Annotated in this window: 20 protein-coding genes; 14 read left to right on the top strand and 6 right to left on the bottom strand. The window is 56.4% G+C overall.

Annotation, left to right across the window (positions count from 1 at the left end):
* Positions 1–92: 92 nt before the first annotated feature.
* The 11 genes from rfaD to coaD all read left to right on the top strand — a co-directional run bounded on the left by rfaD (position 93) and on the right by coaD (position 11,278).
* Positions 93–1,025, top strand: a complete 933-nt coding sequence (gene rfaD, locus LZU96_RS00985; RefSeq protein ID WP_233985922.1) for an ADP-glyceromanno-heptose 6-epimerase — start codon at positions 93–95, stop codon at positions 1,023–1,025.
* A 17-nt stretch (positions 1,026–1,042) separates the two neighbouring features.
* On the top strand, positions 1,043–2,101 hold the full coding sequence (rfaF, locus tag LZU96_RS00980) for an ADP-heptose--LPS heptosyltransferase RfaF (protein WP_233985920.1): 1,059 nt from the start codon (positions 1,043–1,045) through the stop codon (positions 2,099–2,101).
* Positions 2,089–3,066 (top strand): lipopolysaccharide heptosyltransferase RfaC, encoded by a 978-nt coding sequence (gene rfaC, locus LZU96_RS00975; protein ID WP_233985918.1) that lies wholly within the window; start codon positions 2,089–2,091, stop codon positions 3,064–3,066. Before rfaF ends, rfaC begins: the two co-directional genes overlap by 13 nt.
* Entirely contained in the window at positions 3,063–4,139 is a 1,077-nt protein-coding gene (locus LZU96_RS00970) for a glycosyltransferase family 9 protein (RefSeq protein ID WP_233985909.1), read from the top strand. The genes rfaC and LZU96_RS00970 overlap by 4 nt, the downstream gene beginning before the upstream one ends.
* Before the next feature lie 9 nt (positions 4,140–4,148).
* A complete protein-coding gene (locus LZU96_RS00965; protein ID WP_233985900.1) occupies positions 4,149–5,141 on the top strand; it encodes a glycosyltransferase family 8 protein in 993 nt (330 codons plus the stop codon).
* Positions 5,142–5,432: 291 nt separating this feature from the next.
* Entirely contained in the window at positions 5,433–6,383 is a 951-nt protein-coding gene (locus LZU96_RS00960) for a glycosyltransferase (RefSeq protein ID WP_233988111.1), read from the top strand.
* Between the two features lie 73 nt (positions 6,384–6,456).
* Positions 6,457–7,533 carry a putative lipopolysaccharide heptosyltransferase III gene (rfaQ, locus tag LZU96_RS00955; RefSeq protein ID WP_233985892.1) on the top strand — a complete coding sequence of 359 codons (1,077 nt, stop codon included), beginning with the start codon at positions 6,457–6,459 and terminating at the stop codon, positions 7,531–7,533.
* Positions 7,526–8,659 (top strand): glycosyltransferase family 4 protein, encoded by a 1,134-nt coding sequence (locus LZU96_RS00950; RefSeq protein WP_233985890.1) that lies wholly within the window; start codon positions 7,526–7,528, stop codon positions 8,657–8,659. The genes rfaQ and LZU96_RS00950 overlap by 8 nt, the downstream gene beginning before the upstream one ends.
* Positions 8,660–8,751: 92 nt before the next feature.
* Positions 8,752–10,026 carry a lipid IV(A) 3-deoxy-D-manno-octulosonic acid transferase gene (gene waaA / locus LZU96_RS00945; RefSeq protein ID WP_094119903.1) on the top strand — a complete coding sequence of 425 codons (1,275 nt, stop codon included), beginning with the start codon at positions 8,752–8,754 and terminating at the stop codon, positions 10,024–10,026.
* On the top strand, positions 10,026–10,802 hold the full coding sequence (locus LZU96_RS00940; protein ID WP_233985888.1) for a glycosyltransferase family 2 protein: 777 nt from the start codon (positions 10,026–10,028) through the stop codon (positions 10,800–10,802). Before waaA ends, LZU96_RS00940 begins: the two co-directional genes overlap by 1 nt.
* The gene (gene coaD, locus LZU96_RS00935; RefSeq protein ID WP_233985878.1) at positions 10,799–11,278 is read left to right on the top strand and encodes a pantetheine-phosphate adenylyltransferase; all 480 of its coding nucleotides are present in this window, start codon (positions 10,799–10,801) and stop codon (positions 11,276–11,278) included. The genes LZU96_RS00940 and coaD overlap by 4 nt, the downstream gene beginning before the upstream one ends.
* Positions 11,279–11,284: 6 nt before the next feature.
* Here coaD and mutM read toward each other — a convergent pair whose 3' ends face one another.
* From mutM to radC, 4 genes are all read right to left on the bottom strand, one after another.
* Entirely contained in the window at positions 11,285–12,094 is an 810-nt protein-coding gene (gene mutM, locus LZU96_RS00930) for a bifunctional DNA-formamidopyrimidine glycosylase/DNA-(apurinic or apyrimidinic site) lyase (protein WP_233985875.1), read from the bottom strand.
* Positions 12,095–12,163: 69 nt separating this feature from the next.
* Positions 12,164–12,331 carry a 50S ribosomal protein L33 gene (gene rpmG, locus LZU96_RS00925; RefSeq protein WP_001051798.1) on the bottom strand — a complete coding sequence of 56 codons (168 nt, stop codon included), beginning with the start codon at positions 12,329–12,331 and terminating at the stop codon, positions 12,164–12,166.
* Between the two features lie 20 nt (positions 12,332–12,351).
* Complete coding sequence (gene rpmB / locus LZU96_RS00920) at positions 12,352–12,588, bottom strand: 50S ribosomal protein L28 (RefSeq protein WP_006121249.1); 237 nt, start codon at positions 12,586–12,588, stop codon at positions 12,352–12,354.
* A gap of 240 nt (positions 12,589–12,828) precedes the next feature.
* The gene (gene radC, locus LZU96_RS00915) at positions 12,829–13,485 is read right to left on the bottom strand and encodes a RadC family protein (protein WP_233985873.1); all 657 of its coding nucleotides are present in this window, start codon (positions 13,483–13,485) and stop codon (positions 12,829–12,831) included.
* A 180-nt stretch (positions 13,486–13,665) separates the two neighbouring features.
* On the opposite strand from radC, the gene coaBC reads away from it, so the two are divergent.
* From coaBC to slmA, 3 genes are all read left to right on the top strand, one after another.
* On the top strand, positions 13,666–14,886 hold the full coding sequence (gene coaBC / locus LZU96_RS00910) for a bifunctional phosphopantothenoylcysteine decarboxylase/phosphopantothenate--cysteine ligase CoaBC (protein ID WP_233985871.1): 1,221 nt from the start codon (positions 13,666–13,668) through the stop codon (positions 14,884–14,886).
* Complete coding sequence (dut, locus tag LZU96_RS00905; RefSeq protein ID WP_031375149.1) at positions 14,864–15,322, top strand: dUTP diphosphatase; 459 nt, start codon at positions 14,864–14,866, stop codon at positions 15,320–15,322. Before coaBC ends, dut begins: the two co-directional genes overlap by 23 nt.
* A gap of 118 nt (positions 15,323–15,440) precedes the next feature.
* A complete protein-coding gene (gene slmA / locus LZU96_RS00900) occupies positions 15,441–16,037 on the top strand; it encodes a nucleoid occlusion factor SlmA (RefSeq protein WP_233985869.1) in 597 nt (198 codons plus the stop codon).
* A 32-nt stretch (positions 16,038–16,069) separates the two neighbouring features.
* Here the strand turns inward: slmA and pyrE are convergent, their stop codons facing one another.
* Positions 16,070–16,711, bottom strand: a complete 642-nt coding sequence (gene pyrE / locus LZU96_RS00895; RefSeq protein WP_233985867.1) for an orotate phosphoribosyltransferase — start codon at positions 16,709–16,711, stop codon at positions 16,070–16,072.
* Positions 16,712–16,760: 49 nt separating this feature from the next.
* Positions 16,761–17,477: a ribonuclease PH gene (gene rph / locus LZU96_RS00890; protein ID WP_031375152.1), complete on the bottom strand. Its 717-nt coding sequence runs from the start codon at positions 17,475–17,477 to the stop codon at positions 16,761–16,763.
* Between the last annotated feature and the right edge of the window lie 76 nt (positions 17,478–17,553).

The following is a 17,553-nucleotide window of genomic DNA, read 5'->3' as shown; positions in this document are numbered from 1 at the left end:
ATCTGGCTGTCTGCACCCTGATGAAATGTTATGATGTGAAGTATTCGTGTGTGAAACCTCCTGTTTCACCCCACAACGTTGAAGGTAACAACATGATTATCGTAACTGGCGGCGCAGGAATGATTGGCAGCAACATCGTCAAAGCGCTGAACGATCGCGGTCACACCGACATTCTGGTGGTGGATAATCTGAAGGATGGCACCAAGTTTGCCAATTTAGTCGACCTCGATATCGTCGATTATATGGATAAAGAAGAGTTCCTCATCAGCGTGATGGCGGGCGACGACCTCGGTCCTATCGAAGCGGTATTTCATCAGGGCGCCTGCTCTGCCACCACCGAGTGGGATGGCAAGTACATGATGGATAACAACTATCAGTACTCTAAAGAGCTGCTGCATTTCTGCCTGGAGCGCGAAATCCCGTTCCTCTATGCCTCTTCGGCAGCCACCTACGGCGGCCGCAACGAAAATTTCATCGAAGAACGTCAGTACGAGCAGCCGCTTAACGTCTACGGCTACTCGAAAATGCTGTTTGATCACTATGTCCGTCAGATGCTGCCGGAAGCGAACTCGCCGGTGTGCGGCTTCCGCTATTTCAACGTCTACGGACCGCGTGAAGGCCACAAAGGCAGCATGGCAAGCGTCGCTTTCCATCTCAATACGCAGATCAGCAACGATGAAAATCCGAAACTGTTTGAAGGCAGCGACGGTTTCAAACGTGATTTCATCCACGTGGATGATGTGGCGGCAGTTAACCTGTGGTGCTGGGAGAACAACATTTCCGGCATCTATAACTGCGGTACCGGCCGCGCTGAGTCCTTCCAGGAAGTGGCGGATGCGGTGCTGAAGTTCCATCAGAAAGGCCAGATTGAGTACATTCCGTTCCCGGAAAAACTCAAAGGACGGTACCAGGCCTATACTCAGGCCGATCTCACTAAGCTGCGTGCCGCCGGCTATGACAAACCGTTTAAAACGGTGGCGCAGGGCGTCGCTGAATATATGGTCTGGCTCAACCGTAACGCATAAAGGAAGCTGCTCCGGCGATGAAAATTCTGGTAATCGGCCCGTCGTGGGTCGGCGATATGATGATGTCGCAAAGTCTCTATCGCACGCTCAAGGCCGAGCATCCCGATGCGGTGATTGATGTGATGGCACCGGCCTGGTGCCGTCCTCTGCTGTCACGTATGCCGGAAGTGAATCAGGCGCTGGCGATGCCGCTTGGGCATGGTGCGCTGGAGATTGGCGAGCGTCGCCGGTTAGGCAAAACGCTGCGCGCCAGCCACTACGATCGCGCCTATGTTCTGCCAAACTCCTTCAAGTCGGCGCTGGTGCCGTTCTTCGCCGGGATCAAACGTCGCGTCGGCTGGCGCGGCGAAATGCGCTATGGCCTGCTCAATGACCTTCGGGTGCTGGATAAAGCCGCCTTTCCACTGATGGTTGAACGCTACGTGGCGCTGGGCTATGACACGCCTGTCACGTCAGCACAGCAGCTGCCGCAACCGCTGCTGTGGCCGAAGCTGCAGGTAGAGGAGCAGGAAAAGATTGAAACCGCCGCGCAGTTTCAGCTGTCGGCGACGCGTCCGATCATCGGTTTTTGTCCCGGTGCCGAATTTGGTCCGGCAAAACGCTGGCCGCACTATCACTACGCGGCGCTGGCGCAGCAGCTGATTGCTGAAGGCTTCCAGATCGTGCTGTTTGGTTCGGCCAAAGATCGGCCAACCGGTGAGGAGATTATCGCGGCACTGCCGGAAGAGGCCCGCGCCCATTGCCGGAATCTGGCCGGGGAAACCCAGCTGGAACAGGCGGTGATTCTGCTGGCTAATTGCCGGGCGGTAGTCAGTAACGACTCCGGCCTGATGCATATCGCCGCAGCACTGGATCGCCCGCTGGTGGCGCTCTACGGCCCCAGCAGCCCCGACTTTACTCCGCCATTAGCTCGTCAGGCGCGGGTGATCCGCCTGATTAGCGGCTATCACAAAGTGCGCAAAGGCGATGCCGAACAGGGCTATCATCAGAGCCTGATCGACATCCAGCCCGATCGCGTGCATCAGACGCTTACCGAATTGCTCAACGCGCCGCAGGAGGTGCCATGCACGTCCTGATCGTTAAAACCTCCTCAATGGGCGACGTGCTGCATTCGCTGCCGGCACTGACCGATGCGATGCACGCCATTCCCGGCATCCGCTTTGACTGGGTGGTGGAAGAGAATTTTGCCCAGATCCCCGGCTGGCATCCCGCCGTGGATAAGGTGCTGCCGGTCGCGATTCGCCGCTGGCGCAAACACTGGTTTGGCAGCCAGCAGCGCGAAGAGCGCGTGCTGTTTAAGCGCGCGTTACAGTCACGTGAGTACGATATCGTGATTGATGCGCAGGGGCTGATTAAAAGCGCGGCGCTGGTGACCCGGTTGTCAAAGGGCATCAAGCATGGCCAGGATAGCCGCAGTGCGCGTGAACCGTTTGCCAGCTGGTGGTATGACGTCCGCCATGAGGTCAGCAAGCAACAGCACGCCGTCGAGCGAACGCGCGAACTGTTTGCCAAAAGCCTGGGCTATGAAAAACCCTCTGCCCAGGGCGATTACGCGATTGCCGGGCATTTCCTGCATCATCTGCCGGCCGATGCGCAGCACTATCTGGTGTTTCTGCACGCCACGACGCGTGATAATAAGCACTGGCCGGAATCGCACTGGCGGCAGCTGATTGAATGGGTGCAGCCAAGCGGATTGCGGGTCAGGTTGCCGTGGGGCGCGGAGCATGAGCATCAGCGTGCGCAGCGTCTGGCAGAAGGGTTTGAGCATGTCGATGTGCTGCCGAAACTGACGCTGGAAGCGATTGCTCAGCAGCTGGCTGGCGCGCGTGCGGTGGTCTCCGTCGATACCGGACTCAGCCACCTGACCGCGGCGCTGGATCGTCCTAACCTGACGCTGTATGGTCCGACCGATCCGGGTTTAATTGGCGGTTACGGCCAGAACCAACAGGCGCTGAGCGCTCCGAATCATAATCTGGCGGAGCTCACTGCCGACGCAGTGGCAGAGAAACTGCAGGCCATTATCACGGAAAACAGGCCATGAACTATGTGTTGATCTACCTGCTGCTGGTACCGTTTCGCACCCTGATGCGGCTGTTTTACCGGCCGACCGGGCGCAATTTAATCATCCAGACGGCGAAGATTGGTGATTTCATCAATATCACGCCGATGCTGCGCGCGCTCGGTCAGTCTGACCTGCTGATCAGCAAAGCGGTCGAGCCGCTGGTGCGCCACGATGATACCGTCAGCCGCTATTTCCTGATTGAAGAGGCGAAACGCAGCTTCCTCGCCAAGCTAAAGCTGGCTTTCACCCTGATGAACCGCTACGACAACGTCTACCTGGTTCAGCCCAACAGCGTGAACCTGTTTTTTGCGGCGTTGTGCAATGCACCCAGCAGAGAGTTCCTGCGCACCTATGTGCGCAAGTCTTACCACGCGGTGTTCTATCGCCGCGCCAGCGGCATTGTGGATCACGCTAAGACCGATTTAACTCTCGATAGCTACCTGAAACTGATCAACCGCGAGTACCGTTATACCGATTTCCCTAAGCATGCCACCTCACCGCTGTGGCAGCCGCCATCGCCGCCCGCTGCACTGCTGGCACCGCGTGAGGGCATTAAAATCGGGATCAGCATTTCTGCCGGTAACCGGGCGAAAACCATTCCCGCCACTGTCTGGCAGCAGTTGATGGAGGCGCTGGACCACCTGCCCTGCACCTTTTATGTGTTCGGTCCACCCGCTGAGCAACCCTGGCTGGATGAATTACTGCGCTTAACCGGACCGAAAGAAAATATTCTGAGCCTGATTGGTGAGCTAAAACTCGAAGAGGTGCCGTGGGCTATCGCGCAGATGGATTTCTACATCTCCTCGGACTCTGGCAATGCCTATATTGCTGATGCGCAGCTGGTACCGGTAATCATGTTGTACGGCCCTTGTGAAGTCAGGGAACAGCGTCCGGTCAACAATGTGCTGTTTATCGGACCCGATAATATTGCTGCGTCGACATTCGTTTTTGCCACGCGTTTTCGCTTTGATCAGCCTGCTGAAAAATTATTTGGGCTGGATCACGATAAACTGACTAGAATACAAGCATTTATTACTCATAACCTGGAATAGTGAAGCGTAATGGCAATTACCTCTGTTGCTGATGCTGTTCAGCAAAGTAAGCTCCTGGTCAACACGCTCTCTGACACGGATGAATCACCCGTGCACGTTGCCTTTGGTATTAACCGCGCCTATGCGCGGGGCCTGGGCATTACGCTATTTTCACTACTCAGCCATCATCCCGATACCGCTTTCCACGCCCATATTTTTTCAGATTCGCTGATCGAGCAGGACGTTGAAAAGCTGCGCTCGCTGGCCACCGGTCACCGACTGGCGATCACGCTGCATATTTTTAACAGCGCCTGGGTCGATCAGTTGCCGGCAGTGGGACGCTATCCCAAAAGTATTCATTATCGTTTTCTGATCCCCGAAACCGTGGCGCGCTACAGCGACCGGGTCATCTACATCGACGCTGATACGCTGGTGGTGGGTGACTATTCGCCGTTATTCACTCTGGATATCACTGATTACACGCTGTGCGCCTGCAACGACACGCCGCGCGCGCGTCAGAATCAATGTCCAAGGCTCGGCCTGAAAGGAAATAACTACTTCAACTCGGGTTTCATGCTGATCAATATTCCACGCTGGATGGCCCATCAGACCACGGCACGCATTACCGGGATGCTGGTGACCCGCGGTGCGGAGTTTGGTTTTCCCGATCAGGATGCATTAAACCTGGTGCTGGAAGAGGAGGTGATGATCCTGCCGGCGCGTTACAACTATATTTATGACATCATTGCGAACAAAGTGTGGCACCGCTTCCAGGTACCAGACGATACCGTGATGATTCACTACACCGGCAAATGCAAACCCTGGCACGCCTGGGCCGGCAGCGATCTCTCCTTGCTCTATTACGACTATTACCAGCGCTCGCCGTGGGCGTCGCAATCACTTGATTTGCCGAAGCATTACAAAGAGATGAAGCGTTTCGCCCGGATTAAGTGGTATCAGAAACAGTATGCCGAAAGTTTCAGCTGGATGATGAACTATGTCAGGCACAAGTTTTTTAGTTAACGCTGCGCCAGGCGTTTTCTGATCCCGCGGTTTTCCGGCACTGGCTGTTCTTCGGTCCTGACCCGCCTGTCGCTTATGGAAAAAATAGACTCTGCGTGCGTTATTGTTAACAATTCCGGTGATTTACTTCAGCATGGGCGACAGACAGTTTTATAATCGTCAATCACCCAATTTAATTTTGCTGGCCTGGACCTGGTTTATGATGATGAGGCAAACCCCTTTCGCTTTTCACTCTGTGCGGGTGCAAACGCTGTCATGAGTGCCCTTCCCCTGTTGAGTATCATTACCCCGATGTATAACGCGGGCAGCATGTTTGATCAGTTTATGCAGTCGCTGCTGGCGCAAACGCTGACGTCGCTGGAGATCATCATTGTTGATGATGGCTCAACCGATGGATCCGGTGAGCGTGCCGACTGGTATGCTCAACATCACGCGCAGGTTCGCGTCATTCATCAGAAAAACGGGGGCGTATCGCGCGCCCGTAATGCCGGTCTGGCCGTGGCACAGGGGAAATATGTCACCTTTCCGGATGCTGATGACACAATGCAACCGGAAATGTATCAGACGCTGGTGACACTGGCGGAAACTGACGATCTGGATGCTGCCCAGTGCAATGCCGAATGGTATTTCAAACAGAGTCAGCGGGTGAAGCCGCTGATTCCGCTGGACCGTTTGCGCAGTACCCCGGTTCTGAGCGGCCCCGACTGGCTGAACACCGCGCTGAAAACGCATCGCTACATGCATGTGGTCTGGCTGGGGATTTACCGTCGCGCGCTGATTGAACAGCATCAGCTGCTGTTTGAACCTGGTCTGCATCATCAGGATATTCCGTGGACCACCGAATTTATGCTGCTGGCAAAGCGGGTGCGTTACACCGACGCGGTACTCTATCGCTACTACATGCATGACGCCTCAATCAGCAACCGCAAGCGCACCGGGCAACGTAACGTCGAATATCAGCGCCACTATCTGAAGATTGCCCGTTTGCTGGAGGAACTGAATCAGCGCTATCGTGGCAAGGTAAAAATCTATCCCTCATTCCATTATCAGGTGACGCACGAAGCACTCAGCGTCTGTCATAGCGTACGACGTGAGCCGGACAATGAGGCACGCCAGGCGATCATCACCGATCTGTTCACCAGCCAGACGCATCGGCGGATGTTGCGTAATGCCCGCGGGATTAAGCAGTGGTATCAGCTGCTGTTATGGCTGAGTCGCCTCTATCGCTGGCGTAACAAATAACCCTTGAGGCTGGCTTTATCCTAAAAAGGGTTTGCCCTACAATCGGTTCACTAAAATTTGAGAACAATTGTTTATGGCCAGTCCGACTCCAGCAAACGTCTCTCCGCAAAACATATTGCTTATTAAGCTGCGCCATCATGGCGACATGCTGCTGACGACGCCGGCGATTAACGCGCTTCGTCAGCGTTATCCGCAAGCCAGTATCGACGTGTTGCTCTATCAGGAAACGCGCCCGATGCTGGAAGCGCATCCCGATATCCGCCATCTGCACGTCATCGACCGTAAATGGAAGCAGCAGGGCGGCTGGCGCAAGCTGGGCCATGAAGTTGCCCTGATTCGGGCGGTGCGGGGTTGTCATTACGATCTGGTGATTAATCTGGCCGATCAATGGCGCGCCGCTCTGATTACCCTTCTCTCTGCCGCGCCGCTGCGCATCGGTTTCGCCTTTAAAAAGCGCGACAACCTGCTGTGGCGGCTGTGCCATAACCAGCTGGTCTCCACACACGATCACAGCAAGCTGCACACCGTGGAACAGAATATGTCTGCGCTGGCACCGCTAGGCATCAGCGGTGAGGGCGCGCGGGTGTCAATGCACTACAGCGCTGCCGATCAACAGAGCGTGCTCGCCAGGCTGGCGGAGAAGCAGATCGCTTCACCGTTTATCGTGGTGCAGCCAACATCACGCTGGGGTTTCAAATGCTGGGAAGAAGAGAGCGTTGCCGCCACCATCGACCAACTGGCGCAGCCACAGCGCCCGGTCATCCTGACCGCCGGGCCGGATAAACACGAACTGGCAATGATCGCGCGCATTCAGGCGCTCTGTACCTCGCCGCATGTGGTGTCGCTGGCCGGCCAGTTCACCCTGCCGCAGCTGGCGGCGCTGATTGACCATGCCCGGCTGTTTATTGGTGTCGACTCCGCCCCGATGCATATGGCGGCTGCACTGGATACGCCGTGCATCGCGCTGTTTGGTCCGACTAAACTGCAGCACTGGCGTCCCTGGGGCGACAATAATCGTGTCATCTGGGCGGGCGATTATGGTCCATTGCCTTCACCGGATTCGATTGATACCAAAACTGACCAGCGTTATCTCTCGGCTATCCCGGTTAAGGATGTGGTCGCGGCAGCAAGGAGCTATCTGAATGAGTAAGTTACGACTGGCGATTGTCCGGCAAAAATACCGGCCGGATGGCGGAGCGGAGCGCTTTATCTCCCGCGCGCTGGAGGCGCTGGGTAGCGAGCAGCTCGATCTCAACATCATCACCCGTAGCTGGCAGGGCACGCCGAATCCGGACTGGCATCTGCATATCTGTAACCCATCAAAGCTGGGCCGCGTCTCTCGCGAGCGCGGTTTTGCCCGTGCGGCCCGCGCCTGCTGGGAGCGGGAAAAGTTCGATATCGTGCAAAGTCATGAGCGTATCGCCGGCTGTGACATCTTTCGCGCTGGCGATGGCGTTCATCGGGTCTGGCTGGAACAGCGGGCACGCATTGTTTCACCTTTGCAGCGTCTCAGCGCCAGCCTCAGTCCGTACCACCGCTATGTGCTGCAGGCGGAAGCAGAGATGTTTCATTCACCGGCGCTGAAAGCGGTAATCTGCAATTCAGAGATGGTGAAACGCGACATTCTGCGTTGCTTCTCGCTCGGCGCCGAAAAAATCCACGTCATCCATAACGCCATCGATGCCAGCCGTTTTCAACCCGCGACGGAGGCCACACGCCACGCGACTCGTCAGCAGCTATCGCTGCCCGATAGCGCGACCGTACTGATCTATGTCGGCTCCGGGTTTGAGCGTAAAGGGCTGAAAGCGGCGATTGAAGCGCTGGCCGGCAGCGATCGTTATCTGATCGTGGTCGGTCAGGATAAACAGCTGCAGCGTTATCAGCAGCTGGCGAATCAGCACAACTGTCTGGATCGCCTGCGGTTTGTCGGCGTGCAGCAGGATGTGCAGCCGTTTTACCATGCGGCCGATGGGTTACTGCTGCCTACGCTCTATGATCCTTTCCCGAATGTGGTGCTGGAAGCGATGGCCTGTGGCTTGCCGGTGATCACCAGTACCGGTTGCGGCGGCGCGGAATTTATTACCGCCGGTCAGGAAGGTTTCGTCTGTGATGCGCTGGATATCAATGGACTGCGTCAGGCGATTCAGTCAATACCGGCGCTTTCTGACGACTCACGCATGGGTGAAGCCGCGCGGCGCAGAATTGAACCTTACGGGCCGCAGCGACTGGCAGAGTCGCTGACGTCGCTCTATCAGCACGTACTGCGAAGCAACTGACAATGTGGGATGAGTGGATGAAGGGTTTCTGATAACATGCCGCCATCTGATTTTAATCTGTTTTTAGACGCGAACGTGTCGTAACGGTAACTATGACGACCATTTACACCGCACTGCTCTATCTTATTCAGCCACTGATTTGGCTGCGCCTGTGGCTGCGCGGTCGCAAAGCGCCCGCCTACCGCAAACGCTGGGCGGAGCGTTACGGCTATTGTGTCGGCAAAGTAAAGCCAGACGGCATTGTGTTGCACTCGGTCTCGGTCGGCGAAACGCTGGCGGCGATCCCGTTAGTGCGTGCGTTGCGTCATCGTTATCCGACTCTGCCCATCACCGTGACGACCATGACGCCAACCGGTTCAGAACGGGCGCAGTCGGCATTTGGCAAAGATGTGCATCATGTTTACCTGCCCTATGATCTGCCGGGCTCGATTAATCGTTTCCTTGATACGGTCAACCCACGACTGGTGATCATCATGGAAACCGAGCTGTGGCCCAATATCATCCGCATTCTGCACCAGCGCAACATTCCGCTGGTGATCGCCAATGCCCGTCTTTCGGCCCGTTCCGCCAAAGGCTACCGTAAGCTGGGCAAATTCATGCGCAGGCTGTTGCAAAGCATCACGCTGATTGCGGCGCAGAATAGCGAAGATGGTGACCGGTTCCTCGAACTGGGCCTCAAGCGCTCCCATCTGGCGATTACCGGCAGCCTGAAATTTGATATCTCGGTGACGCCAGAACTGGCGGCCAGAGCCGTCACCCTGCGCCGTCAATGGGCGCCGCGCCGCCCGGTATGGATTGCCACCAGCACCCATGAAGGCGAAGAGGCGATCGTGCTGGATGCGCACCGCCGGTTGCTGCAGTCGTTCCCGGACCTGCTACTGATTCTGGTTCCCCGTCATCCCGAGCGCTTCAATGATGCCCGTGAACTGACACAGCAGCGCAACTTCAGCTTTATCCTGCGCAGCAGCGGCGAAATTCCGTCAGGCTCAACCCAGGTGGTGATTGGCGACTCAATGGGCGAACTGATGCTGCTGTATGGCATTGCCGACCTGGCATTTGTCGGCGGTAGCCTGGTTGAACGAGGCGGCCATAATCCTCTGGAGCCGGCCGCCCACGCGATTCCGGTGCTGATGGGACCGCACACCTGGAACTTCAAAGATATCTGCAGCAAACTGCAGGAAGGCCAGGGGCTGATTACCGTCACCGACGTGATTTCGCTGGAAAAAGAGGTCACCAACCTGCTGCAGGATGATGACTATCGCCGCTACTACGGGCGTCACGCGGTGGACGTGCTGCACCAGAACCAGGGCGCACTGCAACGGCTGCTACAGTTACTCGAACCTCATCTGCCGCCACGGTCCCACTGATGCCAGCTCGCCAACGACTTTCGGTCGTGATGATTGCCAAAAATGAAGCGGAACTGTTGCCGGACTGTCTGGCGTCGGTCAACTGGGCCGATGAAATTATCGTACTGGATTCCGGCAGCGAGGATAACAGCGTGGCGATTGCCACTCAGGCTGGCGCTAAGGTGTTCCGCAGCGATGACTGGCAGGGTTATGGCATACAGCGCCAGCGCGCCCAGCAGTACGCCAGCGGCGACATGATATTGATGATCGATGCTGATGAGCGCGTCACGCCTGAACTGCGTGCGGCCATTGAGCAGGTATTGATCGCCCCACCCAGCCGCACAGTTTACAGTCTGGGCCGCAGCAACCTCTTCCTTGGCCGTTTTATGCGCCACAGCGGCTGGTATCCTGACCGTGTCATGCGGCTCTATCCGCCAGCGCTGCAGTACAACGATAACCTGGTGCATGAATCGCTCAATGCCGAAGGCGCGCCGGTGGTGGCACTGAAGGGGGATTTACAACACCTGACCTGTCGCGACCTGGTCGCCTTTCAGCGTAAGCAGCTGGCCTATGCGGAAGCCTGGGCAACTGAGCGTCATCAGCGCGGCAAACGCTGCGGCCTGTTTTCTATCTTCAGCCATACGCTGGGAGCATTTGTGAAAACCCTGCTGCTGCGCGCCGGTTTTCTGGATGGCAAACAGGGCTGGATCCTGGCGGTGGTTAACGCACAATATACGTTTAACAAATATTCGGCGCTCTGGGCGCTGAATCACGCTTCGGCAGAAGGGCGAGTATGACCACTAAAGCCATCTATCCCGGCACCTTTGATCCTATTACGCTGGGACATCTCGATATTGTCACCCGGGCCGCACAGATGTTTGATCGGGTCGTTCTGGCGATTGCCGCCAGCCCCAGCAAAAAACCGATGTTCAGCCTGGACGAGCGCGTGGCGCTGGCGAGCCAGGTTGTGGCGCATCTGCCTGGGGTTGAGGTGGTCGGATTCAGTGATTTAATGGCAAATTTCGCCCGCGAACAGCAGGCTAATGTGCTGGTTCGTGGACTGCGTGCGGTGTCAGATTTTGAATATGAAATGCAGCTGGCGCACATGAATCGTCACCTGCTGCCGACGCTGGAGAGCGTATTCCTGATGCCGTCGGAAGGCTTCTCTTTTGTCTCCTCTTCGCTGGTCAAAGAGGTGGCGCGTCACGGCGGGGATGTGACCGCCTTCCTGCCCGCGCCAGTCCATCAGGCGTTGCTGGCAAAATTAGCTTAGAGCTGATTAGTGCTGACAGTTCGGGCACCAGTAAGTGCTGCGTTGCCCGTGTCTGCCGCTGACTATCGGCGTGCCACATGCCCGGCACGGCTCCCCGGCCCGTCCATACACCTGCAACTGCTGCGCAAAATAGCCGGGTTTACCGTCGCTTTGTAAGAAGTCACGTAAGGTGGTTCCGCCCTGTTCGATAGAACGCAACAACACCGCTTTGATGGTATTTGCCAGCAGCTCAGCCTCTGACTGCGACAGACTTCCGGCCGGTCGATCGGGCAGGATCCCGGCGGTAAACAGTGACTCGCTGGCGTAAATATTGCCGACGCCGACCACCACTTTGTTATCCATCAGCCATTGCTTGATCAGCGTGCGTTTGCCACGCGACTTTTCGAACAGCCAGGTTCCATCAAACTGGTCACTGAGCGGCTCCGGCCCAAGATGTGCCAGTACGTTGCTGCCGGCCAGATCGCTGCTCCACAGCCAGGCACCGAAGCGGCGCGGATCGGTATAGCGCAACACCTTGCCATTACTCATCACCAGATCAACATGATCATGCGTGGCGGCAGGCAGCTCTTCGGGCAGCACGCGTAAACTCCCGGACATGCCGAGATGGATGATGATCCAGCCATGTGGCAACTCCAGCAGCAGGTATTTTGCCCGGCGCTGCACGCTGAGCACCGGCTGATCGCTCAGCGACAGGATCTCCTGCGATACCGGCCAGCGCAGACGTGGATTACGCACCACGGCGTGAAGAATGGTTTCACCGACCAAATGCGGCTCGATGCCGCGACGGCTGGTTTCAACCTCTGGTAACTCGGGCATAACCTCTCCTCAGCGTATTGCACAAACAAAAAACCCGGCCGGAGCCGGGTTTTTAGCAGAACACTAAAATTACTTAATTTTAGCTTCTTTGTAGATCACATGCTGACGTACAACCGGATCGAACTTTTTCAGTTCCAGCTTCTCTGGTTTAGTACGTTTGTTCTTCGTGGTGGTATAGAAGTGACCTGTACCAGCAGAGGAAACCAGCTTGATCTTCTCACGAATACCTTTAGCCATGATTCAGTTCCTTAGTACGATTAGTACTTCTCACCACGGGCACGCATGTCGGCTAACACCGTATCAATGCCCTTTTTATCAATAATACGCATACCTTTTACAGATACACGCAGAGTAACGAAGCGCTTCTCGCTCTCAACCCAAAAACGGTGTGAGTGCAGGTTCGGAAGGAAACGGCGTTTCGTCGCGTTCATTGCGTGGGAACGGTTGTTACCGGTCACCGGACGCTTTCCAGTTACCTGGCAGACTCGTGACATGTCTATTCTCCAAAAATCAAATCAGCTCGAGCTTTAAAAATTAGGTTTTGGCCGCCTCGTCAGGCTTGCAGCCCGCCAGGCGAGTTCCATGGAACCCGCTAAGCTGGCCTAACCGCCAAACCCGAGATTCTCAAAGGTGGCGTAGTATACGCCGCTCAGCCCAAGTGCTCAAGTCCCGAACAGATAAAGATCCCGAATGATCGGGCAAAAAGCCGCCACCTGGCGCGATTTTTTCCTGAGTTAAAGCCAGCCTCGCTCAGCGAAGGAGACATATTGGCCATGACCTATCACCAGATGATCGAGCAGACGAATGTCGAGCAACTGGCAGGCTTCACTCACTTTTCGGGTGACATCGCGATCAGCCCGGCTCGGTTCTGCCATACCGGAAGGGTGATTGTGCGCCAGAATCAGGGCGGCGGCATTCGCCTTGAGCGCCTCACGCACAATCTCGCGCGGATGGACCTCGACACTGTTAATCGAGCCCGAGAACATTTTTTGCGCCTCCAGCACACGGTGCTGATTATCAAGAAACAGCACCATAAAGATCTCACGTTCCTGATGCGCCAACAGACTCTGCAGATATTGCCGCGTGATCTGAGGATTCTCCATGGTGCTTTCACGCGCCAGCTGGCTGGCAAAAAAGCGCTTCGCCAGTTCTGCGATGGCGTGCAGCTGTGCCAGCTTGGCTTCACCGACACCCTTAATGCCGCGGAAAGCCTCTTTACTGGCGGTCATGATCTGATAGAGCGAACCAAACTCGTGCAGTATCTGTTGCGCCAGCGCCATTACATTCTGCCCCGGCGTACCGGTGCGCAAAAATAAGGCCAGCAGTTCGACGTCACTCAGCGCCTGTGCGCCCTGCTGCTGCAGCTTCTCCCGCGGTGCCATATTGTTCATCTGCATTCTCCCTGAAGCGAACCTTAGATTGACGCATCCGGCAGCACGCCACCATCGGCAGCGTGACTTTTTACGAGATGGCTCGCAAACGCAGGCAGTGAAAAGGCGCGTCACCGGTTTTGTGATAAAGTCCGTGCATTCGCCGCCGCGGGCGGCAGACAGCTTAGTGAGGCCAGCATCATGATGGGATTAGCCGGTAAAAAAATTCTTCTTGGCGTGAGTGGCGGTATTGCTGCCTATAAAGCACCTGAGCTGGTGCGTCGCCTGCGCGATCGCGGTGCCGATGTCCGCGTGATGATGACCGACGGGGCGAAAGCCTTTATTACGCCGCTCAGCCTGCAGGCCGTGTCCGGCTATCCGGTATTTAACGATCTGCTCGACCCGGCAGCAGAAGCGGCAATGGGACATATTGAGCTGGCGAAATGGGCAGATTTAATCGTGCTGGCTCCTGCCACCGCCGACCTGATTGCCCGAATCACCGCCGGCATGGCCAACGATCTGGTGACCACCGCCGTGTTAGCGACTGCAGCACCGGTTGCGGTGGTGCCGGCCATGAATCAACAGATGTATCGCGCAGCCGTCACCCAGCACAATCTGCAGGTGCTTCAGCAGCGTGGCGTATTGATTTGGGGACCGGACAGCGGCAGCCAGGCCTGTGGCGATGTCGGGCCAGGCCGGATGCTCGATCCGCTGGAGATTGTGGACCATGCGGTACAGTGGGCCGCTCCCGTCAACGATCTGCAACATCTCAACATTATGATTACCGCCGGACCGACCCGTGAGGCACTGGACCCGGTGCGTTATATCTCTAATCACAGCTCCGGTAAGATGGGCTTTGCTATTGCGGCAGCGGCGGCGCGACGCGGCGCGACGGTCACGCTGGTCAGCGGACCGGTGGCGCTGCCAGCGCCGGCTGGCGTAAAACGGGTTGATGTCACCAGCGCGCTGGAGATGCAGGCGGCGGTGATGGGCGAGATAGACAAACAACATATTTTCATTGCAAGCGCAGCCGTGGCAGACTACCGGGCAGCCGATATTGCGGCCGAAAAAATCAAGAAACAGGGCGGCGATGATAACGTCACGCTGCAACTGATAAAGAATCCCGATATTGTTGCTGGCGTCGCCGCGTTACAGGAGCACCGGCCCTTCGTGGTTGGATTTGCCGCTGAAACCCAGAATGTGGAAGAATACGCCCGGCAAAAACGGGTGCGCAAGAATCTGGATCTGATCTGCGCTAACGACGTTGCTAAAGCCGGACAAGGGTTCAATAGCGACACCAATGCTCTTCACCTTTTTTGGCAGGATGGAGAAAAGCGCTTACCGCTCAGCGATAAGACTCTCCTTGGCCAACAATTATTAGACGAGATTGTCAGCCGTTATGATGAAAAAAATAGACGTTAAAATCCTTGATGCGCGCGTCGGCAAAGAATTTCCACTGCCGACCTACGCCACCTCGGGTTCCGCTGGGTTAGATTTACGCGCCTGTATCGACGATGTTCTCGACATCGCGCCAGGCACCACCACGCTGGTTCCAACTGGCCTGGCCATTCATATTGCCGATCCCGACCTGGCTGCGGTGATTCTGCCTCGCTCGGGCCTTGGTCATAAGCACGGCATTGTACTGGGTAATCTGGTGGGACTGATTGACTCCGATTATCAGGGACAGCTGATGGTCTCGGTCTGGAATCGCGGTCAGGAAAGCTTCTCGCTGCAGCCGGGCGATCGCATGGCACAACTGGTCTTTGTACCGGTGGTGCAGGCCGAATTTAATCTGGTTGAAGACTTCGACGCCAGCTTGCGCGGCGAAGGCGGCTTCGGTCACTCAGGCCGTCAATAACCAACGCTACCGACTTTCACTTACGCCAATTATTTTTTCTCATCGCCATAAGACTCGTGCTTGTGGCAGATGCGTAGGTGTTGCCTGTTTAGGGTGAATTTCAGGGGTCTTTAAGGTCATGGCAGAAAAAAAAGTCGCGAAGCGAAATCGTCGCGAAGAGATTTTGCAGGCGCTGGCGCAAATGCTGGAGTCGGGTGATGGCAGTCAACGCATTACCACGGCCAAACTGGCAGCCACGGTCGGCGTGTCAGAAGCGGCGCTCTATCGTCACTTCCCCAGTAAAACACGGATGTTCGACAGCCTGATTGAGTTTATCGAAGACAGTCTGATTACCCGCATCAATCTGATCCTGAAAGATGAGAAAGAGACCATGACGCGCCTGCGTCTGATCGTGCAACTGATTCTGGGATTTGGTGAGCGTAATCCGGGGCTGACGCGGATACTGACCGGTCATGCGCTGATGTTTGAGCAGGATCGCCTGCAGGGCCGCATCAATCAGCTGTTTGAGCGGATTGAAGTGCAGCTGCGTCAGGTGATGCGCGAGCGCAAAATGCGTGAAGGTGAAGGCTTTCAGGCTGACGAAACGCTGCTGGCAAGTCAGCTGCTGGCATTCTGCGAAGGCTTGCTGTCGCGCTATGTCCGTTCGGAGTTCCGCTTTAGTCCGACCGCAGACTTCGAGGCTCGCTGGCCGCTGATTGCCGCTCAGCTGGTGTAACCATAAGGCGGGCATCACGCCCGCCTTATGGGTCAGATACCGTAGCTTTTTTGATAGGCCCGAACCTGGGCCAGGTGGTCAGCCATCTCCGGCTTCTCTTCCAGCCACGTAATCAGGTCAGTCAGGGTAATGATCGCCGTCACGGTACAGTGATAGTCGCGCTCCACTTCCTGAATCGCTGACATCTCTCCGCGTCCACGTTCCTGGCGATCAAGCGAAACCAGCACGCCAGCCAGCGTCGCCTTGTGCGCATTGATGATATCCATCGACTCACGAATCGCCGTCCCGGCGGTGATCACATCATCCACCAGCATCACTTTGCCCTGCAGCGGACTGCCCACCAGTAATCCGCCTTCACCGTGATCTTTGGCCTCTTTACGGTTAAAGCAGTAAGGCACGTCGCGGTCGTGATGATCGGCCAGCGCCACCGCCGTGGTGGTGGCAATCGGAATCCCTTTGTAGGCCGGACCAAACAGCAGATCGAAATCGACGCCGCCATCCACCAGCGCCTGCGCGTAGAAGCGTCCCAGCAGCGCTAAATCCCGTCCGCTGTTAAACAGACCGGCGTTAAAGAAATAGGGGCTTTGACGCCCTGACTTTAAAGTGAACTCACCGAACTTCAGCACCTGCTTGTTCAGGGCAAATTCAATAAACTGACGCTGCCAGGCTTTCATTTCTCACTCCTCAAATAAAGAAAAGGCGACTCTGTGGTCGCCTGTTACATCAATTTTCCAGTGCCGCTTTCTGCGCCTGAATTAACTCTTCAATTCCGCCGCGTGCCAGCGCCAGTAGCGTCAGCAGCTCTTCGTGGCTGAACGGCTCGCCCTCTGCGGTGCCCTGCACCTCGATCATGCGGCCATCTTCCATCATCACCACGTTCATGTCGGTCTCTGCCGCGGAGTCTTCAACGTATTCCAGATCGCACAGCGCTTCGCCCTTGACGATGCCGACTGAAATGGCTGCCACCATGCCTTTCATCGGGTTTGCTTTCAGCTTGCCGCTGGCAACCAGCTTGTTCAGCGCATCGGCCAGCGCCACGCAGGCACCGGTAATAGAGGCGGTGCGGGTGCCGCCATCAGCCTGGATGACGTCACAGTCGAGCGTAATGGTAAACTCACCCAGCGCTTTTAAATCCACCGCGGCACGCAGCGAACGGGCGATCAGGCGCTGAATTTCCAGCGTACGGCCGCCCTGTTTGCCTTTTGCGGCTTCACGCGCCATGCGGCTGTGGGTCGAGCGCGGCAGCATGCCATACTCGGCAGTAATCCAGCCCTGGCCCTGGCCTTTAAGAAAACGCGGAACCCCTTCGTCTACGGAGGCAGTGCAAAGCACTTTGGTTTCGCCGAATTCCACCAGAACGGAACCCTCTGCGTGTTTGGTGTAATTGCGGGTCAATGTGACTGGACGCACCTGTTGTGCGCTACGGCCTGCTGGACGCATGGGTAATCTCCGGCTTGCTAATGATTGGCTGCGCATTATACGGACTTCCTTGCCTGCTGTCTCTTACGCCTGCCCG

The organism is Pantoea agglomerans (assembly GCF_021397715.1).
In the GTDB taxonomy this organism is placed as follows: Bacteria; Pseudomonadota; Gammaproteobacteria; order Enterobacterales; family Enterobacteriaceae; genus Pantoea; species Pantoea astica.
Note: the sequence above shows the minus strand (reverse complement) of the source record. Positions and strands in the feature narration are given on the sequence as shown.